Origin of the sequence: Hyphomonas sp. (assembly GCF_017792385.1) — a bacterium.
Taxonomy (GTDB): domain Bacteria; phylum Pseudomonadota; class Alphaproteobacteria; order Caulobacterales; family Hyphomonadaceae; genus Hyphomonas.
In genome coordinates, this window is sequence record NZ_CP051230.1 from 2,708,353 (window position 1) to 2,720,620 (window position 12,268).

Sequence of the window (12,268 nt, forward strand, 5' to 3'; positions counted from 1 at the left end):
CCGCCTGCCGGCAGGCCAGGCTGATCCTGTGCCTAGAAGGCCACTCTCAGGCCGACGCGGATGTTCCGGCCCGGCGCAGGCACCGAATCCTTCAGAACGGACGTGGAATAGCGCACTTCCTCATCCGTCAGGTTCCGCCCCTCGATGAACAATTGCGTGCCGTCCTTGCCGAACCCGGCCTCCGACAGGTTCACGGCAGCCTTCAGTCCGGTCGTGACATAGCCATCGGTTGGCAGCAGGCCCGTACCCGGATCATCCTGGTCCGCAGCGGCAGTCATCGTCCATCCGGCTGACCAAAGGCCCCAGTCGGCATCCAGCGCGGCATGGAAAGTCACCGGCGGCAGGTAGGGCACATTGCCCCCGTCGTCCAGTTCGCCATCAACCAGGTCCAGGCTGGCAGATGTCACCCAGTCCGCACCCAGCAGGCCCTCGGGGAAGCGGGCCTCGGCCTCGATCTCGGCGCCAGTGAAGCTCGCGCCCTGTTGCTCGAACAGGAAGATCGGCAACTCATCCAGTTCGTCCACTTCAACGCCGTCCTCGAGAACAACGCCCGGTGTCAGATAGATGAAGCCGTCAAAGTCCGAATGGAAGACATTGGCGCCGATGCTGAAGCGATCATTCTCCCAGCGCAGGGTGGCTTCGAGATTGGTGCCTTTTTCCTTGCCGAGGGAAGCATCTCCAACCTCGTACTGACTCGTCGCTAGGTGCGCGCCGTCGGCGAACAACTCGCTCTCGTTCGGGGCCCGTTCGGTGTAGCTGAGCTGTGCGCCGGCCCACCAGCCGGAGGTCCAATGCTTGTGACCGCCCAGCGATGCGCTGAACAGGTCGAAGCTGCGTTCACCCTGAACCTCGTTGTCAAGTTCGGTATTGTCGAACCGCAGGCCGCCTTCCAGGCCCGACTGGTCGTCGAATTCCAATGTCTCGTAGATGAAGGCGCCAAAGGTCTTGGTTGAGGTTGGTGTCAGGAAGGACTCCTCCCCATCCGAGCCGAGATCCTTGTCCAGGAACTGGACGCCGGCCGCCCCGACCATCTCGCCGAACACATGGCCAAGCTCGAGACGGCCTTCCGTCCCCTCGGTCGTGTAGATCGTGCCCGGCTCGCCCGGACCCTCGAACTCTATATGTTCGTAATCGGCATAGGACAGATTGCCCGCGATCCGCGTGATCGGGCCGAGGTCCAGCTTTGCTCCGCCGCGAATGTCGTAGCGGGTCTGCTCCAGATCGATGAAGGCGAATTCCTCTTCGTGATCATGGTCTTCCTCGTCCTCATGATCCTCGTCTTCGTGATCCTCTTCCTCTTCTTCCTCGTGTTCGTGATGTTCGTGTCCGGGAATGCCATAGCTGGATGTCTGCTGACGGATGGCAAAGCCGAGGAAGGCGTCGTCGCCGACCCATGAGAAACCGGCGGAATAGGTTCCGGACTGGAGGAAGGAGTTCTCCATCGTGTCGCGAACTTCCTCGTCCTCATGCTCCTCATGATCGTGATCTTCGTCCTCGTCATGATCCTCTTCGTCATGATCGTCGTGCTCGTCTTCCTCCATAGCGCGCAGCAGGGAGGATTCGGCAAAGCCGGGAATGTCATAGTCTCCGAAGTCACGCGCCGAAGCTGAAAGGGTCAGGACAAATGGCCCCGTCGTGAACCGCGCCTTGCCCGCGAGTTCGGTGCCCTCATTCACGCTGTTATTGGCCGCAAAGCCATCAAACGAGACCGGGGCATCCGGCAGTTTCTCCACGATCAGGCCGTCAATCACATTGACGACGCCACCAATCGCCTGACCGCCATAGGCCAGCGCAGCAGGTCCTCGCAGGATCTCGATCTTCTCGGCATCGATCCCGTCGGTCGCGACCTGGTGATCCGGCGATGCGGCAGAGGCGTCGATCGCACCGATGCCATTGGTCAGCACGAGCACGCGCTCGGCGCCAAGGCCCCGCAGGACCGGACGGCTGGCACCCTGGCCGAAGAAGGTGGTCGACACGCCAGCCTCGCCCGCGAGCGTGTCGCCAAGCGTGCCGGAAAGTTTCTCGACGAGTTCGGCGCGATTGATCGCGGTGGCATTGCCAATCATCTCATCGGTTTCGCGCTGGGGGCCGACACCGGTAACGATGACGGTTTCAAGGGTTTCTGGTTCGGGGGCTTCCTGTGCAAGAGCGAGCGGGCTTGCGCCCAGCAGGAGCGAGGCCGCGATCACGCGGCGGGTGTAGTTGGGGGTCATGGTCCGGGAGTCCTTCAGACAATAGGGAGGGCTGCCCGCAGGCAGCCGGTCAGGTCGCTATTGCAGGGAGACGGGGGGACTTCGCGGTGGAGGGGCCCGGCCCGGCGGGCGAATCCAGAGCGGGCTGGAAACCAGTGCTATGGCCGGCTGCGCTGTTGGGGCCGGTACGAGAGGAGCAGGCGGAACAGCCGGCAGTACGGCTTGCACTTGTGCAATCGTCGCCAGTTCACACGTGATTCCGTGATGTTCATGCGTTTCATCGGCGTGCGCGGACGCGTGGCCCAGCCCCAGCGCCTGTACCAGCACAAACAGGGCGGCGAGCAATGCGATCCATCGCGGACGGGACAGCCGGAATGACATTGTGATGCTATTACATTTGTGATCCTTGCAGGGCAAGCGCCGCTGCAGCGAAAACATTACGATCCGCACATCCTGCGCCAGTTTTCACCGTTCGGTAACCAAGGAGTCGCATGGTCGCCAGGGTTAATAAAAAGCCTTGTGCTGTTAAGAGGATACAGGATGTCGAAGAAAGCTGTGCGCTGGGGCGCAGACGTTGGATGCCAGAGCAAGGTCAAGCCACTGGAGATTCGCAACGACCTTTCCGATCATGGCCTGAAGGGCAAGCGGGCGCAGGGATATCTGGGCCTTAATCGCCAATTGACCAAGATTGCCGCCAAGAAAGACGGTCGCGATGGCTTGCCGGCTTCGGAAGCCGCGACACCCGACCAGTGGAGCGAGTGCGAACAGCAGATCGCCGGGCGAGCCGAAGATGTGCGCCGGGGGCTCGGCACCTGGCTGACGACGACGGCAGCATCCGTGCGCAACTATATCAGTGACTACACGCCGATCGATATCTATCCGGACCAGCTGCGCGAGGCGATCAAGACCGAAGAGAACGAATACCGCCATTACGAACTGGATGATGTGAACGAGGCCAAGGAATCGCATTCCGCCGCGATCATCGAATTGCAGCAGTTCAAACTGCGCCACGGAGACCGGATCGGAGACCGCACGCCTGACATCAAGAAAAATGTGGAACAGGCGGTCGCCATCCTGATCTTCATCATGATCCTGGAAGGCGGCTTCAATGCGCTCCTGTTCAAGGATGCGCAGGCCAATGGTCTCATGGGCGGCCTGATGATCGCCTTCGGCGTGTCTTCGGTGAATGTCCTGTTCGGGGTCATCGCCGGCTTTTTCGGCCTGCGCTATCTCAACCATCCGGCGCTGCCGGCCAAGATCATGGGCGGTGCCATAGCGATGGTCTTCATCCTGGCCGGCATCTTCCTCAATTTCTTCGTCGCCCATTTCCGCGACGCGGTCGAACTCGGCCTGCTGGCGGCAACCGAGGCCGGCACGCTGGGCACGTTTTCCATGTTTTCCATCGCGCCCGGTGATGTCGTCATGTCCATGTTTCCGAACGTGTTCGGACTGGAAAGTTTCCTCGCCCTGGGGCTGTTGTTCATGGGGCTCGCAGTGTTCGCACTGGCCGTCTATGAGGGCTATGACCGGATTTCGGACCGGTATCCCGGCTATGGCCGCGTCTGGCGCAAGGAGCGCAAGGCCTATGAACGCCGCCAGGAAGTGCGCAATGGCGTGCGGGATGATTTGTCCGACTATTTCTCCAATTGCCGGCTCTGGTTCGAAACCCAGCAATCGCGTCATGTCGCTGCCAAGCGCGAGATCGAGAAGGCCATGAACCTTCTGGAAACCCGCCGGGACTATGCGGCAGCCATTGCCGCCCGGGCCGCCGATGAGGAGCGCAGTCTCAAAGTGGCTTATCGCCAGGCACACCGCCGTGCCCGCAACGCCCATCGTGATCGTCTTGGTGAGCAGGCGCCATGCCCGGCCTATTTCGACGAGATCGTCACGCCGCAATTGCCGCCATTCGACTACTCCAAGGAGCGCGACCAGGCCAACAAGGCCATTGCGGCGATCGACAACAACATCAAGGCCCTGAACCAGACGCGGGAATGGCTTGAACAACACATTCAGCAGGTCCAGAAGGGCTTGTCTTCCATCGAGAAGAAAGTTGCTGACGAAATCGGCAAGGTCCGTGATGCCAAGGGGGCAACCCATGTCCCGGTGGATCAGGCACGCCGGGCCTAGGAGGAGTATTCAGGGATGCCACGTCGCAGAAGTGACAGAGGCCCGTGGTTCTGGCGCGGCATGATCGCGCTGATGCTGGGGGTGGTTTTCGCGCTGTTCGCCGTGGTGGCGTTCAATCAGCCGCCATCCCTGATGGCCGACACCAGCTGCCGCATGGACCGCAAGGATCCTGCACATACGATCATCCTGATCGACCAGTCCGACCCCTTCAATCCGAACGATCTGGATTGGGTCTACGAATTCGTCGATGCTGAAGCGCGTGCTCTGCCGAAATATGGCCGCCTCACAATTCTCACGCCGAATGCCGCGAATCCGTATGAGCCGAAGCGCATCCACTTTGCCTGCTCTCCCGGCAGCGCCGCAGAAGCCAATCCGATTTTCCAGAACCCGAAAATGGTCGAGCAGAGCTGGCAATCGGAATTCTATGCGCCGCTGCTGGAGCAGGTCGAGACGGCCCTCCTGGACACGCGCCAGCCCAGTTCCCCGCTGGTGGAAGCGGTCTATGCCGTCAGCGACCGGGCCGATTTCCAGCCGGGGGACACGTCGCGTCGTCTCGTGCTCGTATCCGATCTGATGCAACATTCAGACGGTTTCAGCTTCTATCGGGCCGGTGCGGATTATGAGGCGTTCCTCGGGTCCGATCTCGCCCGCATGACCCCGCGCCTGGACCAGGTCGATGTGGTGGCGCGGATCGTGCCAAGACAGATCTACGACCTGCCCATGGCGGAGGTGAAAGCCTTCTGGCGGGCCTATTTCGATGAGGCCGGGGCGCAATACGGATCGGTGAACTGAGCCGGTAAACGGCTGTCAGCGCTACAGGATTGGCCCCGAATTTGCATTGTTGCCGTCAAAGGCACTGCAATATTTGGAGAACGCCGATGTTCACGTCCTGCAAGGCAAGTCTGACAGCCATCGTATCCGCGCTCGTCCTGGCGGCGTGCGCCACGCCGCCCGAGCCGGTGGTCGAGGGCGCCGAGTCCGGCGATCCCGTGATCACGCCGCGGCAACAGGAATATCTCGATGCCTTCAACGCTCCGCGCGGCGCCGTTCGGGCGACCCAGACAGGAATCCGGCCGGGATACACCTTCGTCGGCATCGCCGAAACGGACCGGACCGAAGCCCTGAACTGGCGGATCATCGCGCCGAATGGGGAGACCGTCGCGGACGGGCAAACGATTCCCTATGGCTATCATGACGGCTCCGGGGCCCATGTTCAGCTGATCGTGACGGACGCACTGCGCACTCCGGCTACCGGGCTCGTCCTCGATGTCGAAGGCGTCGGCAAGAGCCACCCCTTCGCCGTGTCGGAAGATGTCTTCAAGCAGCTCAAATACGACACGCTCCACTATTTCTACCACAACCGGGCCGGCGTCCCGATCGAAGCGCGCTATGCCGGTGGCAAGCAATGGGCGCGCCCGGCCGGACACCAAATCGAAGTGCTGACCTGCTTTGCCGGCACCGACACGCGCGGTGTCGAGTGGCCTGCCTGCGACTACAAGCTGGACGTCAGCGGCGGCTGGTATGATGCCGGTGATCACGGAAAATATGTCGTCAATAGCGGCATCAGCGTCTGGAGCCTTCTGAACGCCTATGAGCGCGGCACTGACGGATTCGAGGACGGCACCGTCAACATTCCGGAATCGGGCAATGGCGTCAGCGACTTGCTGGATGAGGCTCGGGTCAATCTCGACTACATGCTCAGCATGCAGGCCCCCGAAGGCGCCGAGGCGGCTGTCCTACGCGGACAGGTCAATGGCCAGTGGGAAACCGCCAGCCCCGATGTGATTGATGTATCCGGCATGGTGCACCACAAGTCTGGCGATACCGTCTGGGCGCGGTTCCCGTTGATGCCGCATGAGAATACAGCGAACCGTGTCCTGTTCGCACCGTCCACGGCGGCCACGCTGCACGTTGCGGCTGTGGGCGCCCAATGTGCCCGCGTGTTCAACGGCATCGACGATGTCTATGCCACCAAATGCCTGGCCGCAGCCAAACGCGCCTTTGCGGCGGCGAAGCGGGTGCCGGACGCCTATGCCTATGACAATTTTCCCGGCACCGGCCCATACGGGGCGACCGACATTCGCGGGGAATTCTACTGGGCGGCTGCGGAGCTGTACGCCGCCACCGGAGACGCGGCGTATGCGGAAGATGTCAAAACCTATCAGGCTGCTCTGGACCAATGGCCCGTCAGCGGCCGCCAGCAGCCCTATTGGGGGGACACAACCGGTCTGGGCGTGCTGACGCTGGCCCGCCTGGCACCGGATCCGGCCATCCGGCAGGAAGCCGTCGGTGCCCTGCGCCAGACAGCGGACGCCTATATCGCCCAGACCCGGTTTGAAGGGTACCAGATTCCCATGAACCGGGGCGTGTGGCCCTGGGGATCGATCGGCACGCTGGCCAGCCGCGGCATGATGCTGGGCACGGCCTATGACTTGACCGGCGACGTCCGGTATCGCGACGGGGCCCTGTCCTTGCTGGACTATATTCTCGGCCGCAATCCACGCGACATTTCCTATGTGTCCGGTCATGGCGAGAACGCATTCAAGGCGCCGCACCACCGCCATTGGGCCGGGGCGCGCCATGAGGGATATCCCTTGCCGCCTCCGGGCGCCGTCTCGGGCGGGCCAAACAATACCGACCCGGCCGGTCCGGTCTCACGCATGATCTTCGATCAATGCCATGCCCAAACCTGCTATGCAGACCATGTCGATGCGTTCGAACTGAATGAAGTGGCCATCAACTGGCAGGCCGCAACCTTCTGGCTGGCGGCATGGGCGGACGATATCGACCGTGCAGACCAGACGGGCCGTTAGTCCTCGAACGTGCCGATAACCGGCACATGATCTGACGGCTTCTCGAGTTCGCGGGCCTTGCGATAGATCTCCACCGACTGGAGCCTGTCGCAAGCCTGTGGAGAGCAGAGGAGATGGTCGATCCGGATGCCGTGATCCTTCTTGAACGCGCCGCCCTGATAGTCCCAGAACGTGTATTGGTGCGCGCGTCCATCGGTCAGTTCGAACGCGTCCGCCAATCCGAGATATTTCAGCTTCCGGAATTCTGCGCGCGTCTCGGGCAGGGCGAGCGCATCATCCTGCCAGACCGTCTCGTCCCAGCAGTCCTCGGGCGTGGGAATACAATTATAGTCGCCGCACAGCACGAAGGCCTCGTCCTGTTTGAGCAGGCCGCGCGCATGTTGTTCCAGCGCGTCCATCCACTCCATCTTGTAGTCGTACTTCTGGCCGGGCGCGGGATTGCCGTTCGGCAGGTACAGTCCGCCGACGCGGATCGGCCGGTCGGTCAGGATCAGCGCCTCGATATAGCGCGCCTGGTCATCCTCGATCGTGGGCAGGCCCTTGGTGACATCCTCGATCTCGTGCTTGGAGAGCAGGGCGACACCATTATAGCTTTTCTGGCCAAGCACCTCGCAGTTCCAGCCGCGCTCCTCCAGCTCCATGTACGGGAACGCATTCGTCTCGCACTTGATTTCCTGCAGGCAGACAACATCGCAATCGATGGCGTCCAGCACATCCAGCACTGTAGGCAGGCGTGCCTTGATCGAGTTGACATTCCAGGTGGCGATACGCATGGCTGTTCTTTAGCAGCTTCGTCCCATTGTTCCAGCGTGTGCTGCTGTATATATTTATCGGGTTCTTCGAGGAGAGAGGCATGTCGCCAAGCTGGATTCAATTGCTGATCGTGGTGGTCGTCGCACTCCTCCTGTTCGGCGGACGCGGCCGGATTTCCTCCATCATGGGGGACATGGCCAAGGGGATCGGTGCATTCCGAAAGGGCCTGAAGGACGAGGAAGAGACCAAATCCGTCGAGAAGGACGAGATGGTCAACGTCACCCCCCAGAAGGACGAGACGAAAGCCTCGTCATAATTTGCCGAGTGGAGGGCGCTTCGCATGCTGCCCGGAATCGGGTTTTCCGAGATTTTGTTGCTTGGCCTTGCGGCGCTGATCATTGTCGGCCCGAAGGATCTGCCGATGATGATGCGCCGGGTTGGCCAATTCGTCGGCAAGGGCCGCGCCATGGCGCGGGAGTTCCAGGCAGCGTTTGAGGACATTGCCCGACAGAGCGAGCTCGACGATCTGCGCAAGGAAATCGAGGATCTGAAGCGCGAGAACACGATGCAGCAGGCCCAGGATGACCTGGCCGCCTTTGAAGCGGATGTGAATTCGGCCGTGATGGAAAAAAGCCCCCCGCCGCCCGCAAGCGATCCGAAGCCGAAAGGCGCCCCGGATGCACCGGCGCCTGCGCCGAAACCCGGGGATGATGCCGCGTGAACACCTTGCCGCCAAAGGACGAACAGCCGGACTTTATCGATGACGAGGTCGAGGCCAGCCGCGCGCCGCTGCTGGAGCATCTGACAGAGCTGCGCTCACGCCTGATCAAATCGCTCGTGGCGCTGATGATCGGCACGATTGCCTGCTTTTTCTTCGCGCAGGAAATCTTCGAGCTCCTGCTCGCGCCGTTTGCGCTGATGGCGGAATCGATCCGCGGGTCGAAGCTGGAATTCGTCTACACCGCGCCGATGGAATTCTTTTTCGCAAAGCTGAAGCTGGCCCTGTTTGGCGGCATCTTCCTGGCCTTTCCCTATATCGCCTGGCAGCTCTACAAATTTGTTGCGCCGGGGCTCTACAAGAATGAGCGCGGCGCGTTCTGGCCGTATCTGGTGTTCGCGCCCCTCCTGTTCGTCGCCGGGGCGGCTTTTGTCTACTTCCTGATGTTGCCCATGCTGGCTCGTTTCACTGTGGGCATGGAAATCCCTGACAGCGAGATTGCCAACATCACCATGCTGCCAAAGGTGGCGGATTATCTCTCGCTGGTCATGGCGCTGATGCTGGCCTTCGGCATTTCGTTCCAGTTGCCGGTCGTATTGACCCTGCTGGGCAAGATCGGCCTCGTCTCGTCCGATGCGCTCGCCAAGGGCCGGAAATACGCCATTGTGGCGATCCTCGCCTTTTCTGCCTTCTTCACCCCGCCGGACATGATCTCGCAGATTCTGCTGACCATTCCGGTCTACTGCCTCTACGAAATCTCGATCTGGTGCGTGAAGATGATCGAGAAGAAGCAGGCCGAGACAGACGCCAGCGAAGCCTGACCTGCCCGCAGGTACGCATATCCCCCGGTTGCAGGCAGCCGCGGTGCGGATTACAGCAGTGCCGGACTGACCAGACAGGACGACAGACATGTTCGATATCCGCGCCATCCGAGACAATCCCGACGCGTTCCGCGCCGCCTGGAACCGGAAGAAGCCGGGCCTCGGGGACTCCGTCGACGAAATCCTCGCGCATGACGGCGCCGTGCGAACGGCGGTGACCGACAAGCAGGAAGCTGAAAAGCTGCGCAACGAAACCTCCAAGCTGATCGGCAGGGCGAAGGCCTCGGGCGATGAGGCCGAGTTCGAGCGCCTGCGCAAGCTCGTGGCCGATGCCAAGGACACGATCGAGGCCGCCGGCGAACAGGAAGAGGCGGCCCGCAAGCTGCTCGACGACCTGCTCTATGGCCTGCCGAACATCCCGCTGGATGAAGTGCCGGACGGCCAGGATGAAGACGGCAATGTCGAGCAAAGCCGCTGGGGCGAACCAAAGGCGTTTGCCTTCGACGTGAAGGATCACGCCGATCTCGGCGAGGCGCTTGGCATGATGGATTTCGAAACCGCCGCGAAGATGAGTGGCGCGCGCTTCGTGCTGCTCTCGGGCAAGCTCGCCCGGCTGGAACGCGCGCTCGCGGCCTTCATGTTGGATGTCCAGACAGAGGAACACGGGTACACGGAATGCTCGCCGCCGGTGCTGGTCAAGGATCAGGCCCTTGTTGGCACGGGGCAGTTGCCGAAATTCGAGGAAGACCTTTTCAAGACCACCGGGGATCATTTCCTTATTCCTACCGCCGAAGTGCCGCTGACGAACATCGTTCGTGAAAGCATCATCGAGGCGTCCTATCTGCCGCGCCGGTTCACCGCACACACGCCGTGCTTCCGCTCGGAGGCAGGCAGCGCAGGGCGTGACACAAAGGGCATGATCCGCCTGCACCAGTTCAACAAGGTGGAGCTTGTCTCTGTCGTCGCCAACCAGGACGAGGGGCTGAAGGAGCTGGAGCGCATGACCGGATGCGCCGAGGCGATCCTGAAAAAGCTCGACCTGCCATTCCGCCGCATGCTGCTCTGCGCCGGTGATATGGGGGCAGGGGCACGCAAGACCTATGACCTTGAAGTCTGGTTGCCGAGCCAGGACACCTATCGCGAAATCAGTTCGTGTTCTTACTGTGGTGACTATCAGGCCCGCCGCATGAATGCGCGCTATCGACCGGAAGCGGGTGCGAAGCCGGAATTCGTCCACACGCTCAACGGCTCCGGTCTCGCGGTCGGGCGTACGCTGGTGGCGATCCTCGAGAACTATCAGAATGAAGACGGCTCCATCACCGTCCCGGACGCCCTGCGCAACTATATGGGCGGCCTTGAGGTGATTTCGGCATGAGAATTCTCCTGACCAATGATGACGGCATCAATGCGCCGGGCCTGGCCGTTCTGGAGGACATTGCGCGGGAAATTTCCGATGATGTCTGGATCGCCGCGCCGGAAGAGGAACAGTCCGGGAAGGGCCGCGCAATCTCTCTGACCCACCCTGTGCGCACGCGCGAAGTGGGGGAGAAGGCGTGGGCCGTTGCGGGCACGCCGTCCGACTGCGTCCTGCTGGCAACGCATAATCTGATGCCCGAGAAGCCTGACTTGGTTCTGTCCGGTGTCAATCGCGGCCAGAACATCGCCGAGGATACGAGCTTTTCCGGCACCATCGCGGCGGCCTTGTTCGGCATGCAGCTGGGCATTCCGTCCATTGCGCTCAGCCAGTCGCAGAGCTTCCGTGAGCGCGGCTCCCTGCCATGGGATACGGCCCGCGCCTGGGGCAGCAAGGCGATCAAGCCGCTGATCGAGATGGGCTGGCCCGGCGATGTGGTCATGAATGTCAATTTTCCGGATGTGGAGCCGGATGCCGTCAAGGGCATCCAGATCACCCGTCAGGGATTCCGCGACGAATCGATCATCCATACCGATCGCCGCGAAGATTTGCGCGGCAATGACTATTACTGGATCGGCTACAAGGGAAAACTCTCGAAACCGGACCAGGGCACGGATTTGCGGGCCATCTATGATGGCTATGTGTCCGTCTCGCCCCTGCATGTGGACTTGACGCATGAAGTGTTCCTCCGGACGCTGCGGGAGTCATGGAAGAGCTGACCGTCGATCCGTTCCGCGCTGCCCGCCTTGTCCTGCGCCTGCGCCAGGACGGGGTAACGGATGATGGCGTTCTGCGCGCCATGGAAACCGTTGACCGGGGCGCATTCGTGGAGGCGGCGGACCTGAAGGCATTGGCGTTTGCGGACTGCGCGCTGCCGATTCCGTGCGGGCAGGTGATTCCGCGCCCGACCGTGACCGGCCATCTCCTGCAGGCGCTGGACCTCGGGCGGCATCGCGACCGGCGGGTGCTGGTGGTCGGCATGGGGGCGGGCTACACGGCCGCCCTGATCGGCCGGCTGGCCGCCGACGTGTTCGGGGTCGAGCGGTATGACCGTCTGACAGACCATGCCCGCCAGCGCATCGTGGCCCTCGGGCTGGACAATATCGCCGTGCGGCACGGAGACGGCGCGCTTGGCTGGCCGGAACGCGGCCCGTATGACCGGATCCTCCTGACCGGGCAGGTCCCGGCCGTGCCGGAAGGCTTGTTTGCCCAACTCGCGCCGGAGGGGTTCATCATCGCGCCGATGCAGCTGGAGGGGCAGGCCCGGATCGCGCGAGTCACGGCGGACGGCACCACCACCCGGCTCGGCGCGGCGGGTCTGCTGCCCCCCTTGTCCGAGGGCCGGTCTGCGACCCTCTAGACACAATTGTGTGACCTGCAGGGCTTGTTTGCCAATGCAACTGCCCACAGCTATAGGAGCACATCATTTT

Annotated in this window: 11 protein-coding genes; 9 read left to right on the top strand and 2 right to left on the bottom strand. The window is 61.9% G+C overall.

Features of this window, described 5'->3' with window-relative positions; all coding sequences use genetic code 11:
* Positions 1-32: 32 nt before the first annotated feature.
* The gene (locus HF955_RS13195) at positions 33-2,213 is read right to left on the bottom strand and encodes a TonB-dependent receptor (protein WP_291075638.1); all 2,181 of its coding nucleotides are present in this window, start codon (positions 2,211-2,213) and stop codon (positions 33-35) included.
* A gap of 519 nt (positions 2,214-2,732) precedes the next feature.
* Here HF955_RS13195 and HF955_RS13200 point away from each other — a divergent pair.
* The 3 genes from HF955_RS13200 (at position 2,733) to HF955_RS13210 (ending at position 7,132) form a co-directional block, all read left to right on the top strand.
* Positions 2,733-4,319 carry a hypothetical protein gene (locus HF955_RS13200; protein WP_291075640.1) on the top strand — a complete coding sequence of 529 codons (1,587 nt, stop codon included), beginning with the start codon at positions 2,733-2,735 and terminating at the stop codon, positions 4,317-4,319.
* Positions 4,320-4,334: 15 nt separating this feature from the next.
* Positions 4,335-5,111, top strand: coding sequence for a hypothetical protein (locus tag HF955_RS13205; protein ID WP_291075642.1), 777 nt, complete (start codon positions 4,335-4,337; stop codon positions 5,109-5,111).
* An 86-nt stretch (positions 5,112-5,197) separates the two neighbouring features.
* Positions 5,198-7,132, top strand: a complete 1,935-nt coding sequence (locus HF955_RS13210; protein ID WP_291075644.1) for a glycoside hydrolase family 9 protein — start codon at positions 5,198-5,200, stop codon at positions 7,130-7,132.
* On the opposite strand, the gene HF955_RS13215 is transcribed toward HF955_RS13210, so the two are convergent.
* Positions 7,129-7,905, bottom strand: coding sequence for an exodeoxyribonuclease III (locus HF955_RS13215; protein WP_291075646.1), 777 nt, complete (start codon positions 7,903-7,905; stop codon positions 7,129-7,131). The genes HF955_RS13210 and HF955_RS13215 overlap by 4 nt on opposite strands.
* 80 nt (positions 7,906-7,985) lie before the next feature.
* Between HF955_RS13215 and tatA the strand changes: the two genes are divergently transcribed.
* The 6 genes from tatA (at position 7,986) to HF955_RS13245 (ending at position 12,198) form a co-directional block, all read left to right on the top strand.
* Positions 7,986-8,201, top strand: coding sequence for a twin-arginine translocase TatA/TatE family subunit (tatA, locus tag HF955_RS13220; protein WP_027838662.1), 216 nt, complete (start codon positions 7,986-7,988; stop codon positions 8,199-8,201).
* Between the two features lie 24 nt (positions 8,202-8,225).
* Positions 8,226-8,606, top strand: a complete 381-nt coding sequence (gene tatB, locus HF955_RS13225) for a Sec-independent protein translocase protein TatB (protein WP_291075648.1) — start codon at positions 8,226-8,228, stop codon at positions 8,604-8,606.
* Positions 8,603-9,424: a twin-arginine translocase subunit TatC gene (gene tatC / locus HF955_RS13230; RefSeq protein WP_291075650.1), complete on the top strand. Its 822-nt coding sequence runs from the start codon at positions 8,603-8,605 to the stop codon at positions 9,422-9,424. Before tatB ends, tatC begins: the two co-directional genes overlap by 4 nt.
* Positions 9,425-9,512: 88 nt before the next feature.
* Positions 9,513-10,799, top strand: a complete 1,287-nt coding sequence (gene serS, locus HF955_RS13235; protein ID WP_291075652.1) for a serine--tRNA ligase — start codon at positions 9,513-9,515, stop codon at positions 10,797-10,799.
* Positions 10,796-11,557, top strand: a complete 762-nt coding sequence (surE, locus tag HF955_RS13240) for a 5'/3'-nucleotidase SurE (protein WP_291075654.1) — start codon at positions 10,796-10,798, stop codon at positions 11,555-11,557. The genes serS and surE overlap by 4 nt, the downstream gene beginning before the upstream one ends.
* Positions 11,545-12,198, top strand: coding sequence for a protein-L-isoaspartate(D-aspartate) O-methyltransferase (locus HF955_RS13245; protein ID WP_291075656.1), 654 nt, complete (start codon positions 11,545-11,547; stop codon positions 12,196-12,198). The genes surE and HF955_RS13245 overlap by 13 nt, the downstream gene beginning before the upstream one ends.
* Positions 12,199-12,268 lie beyond the last annotated feature (70 nt).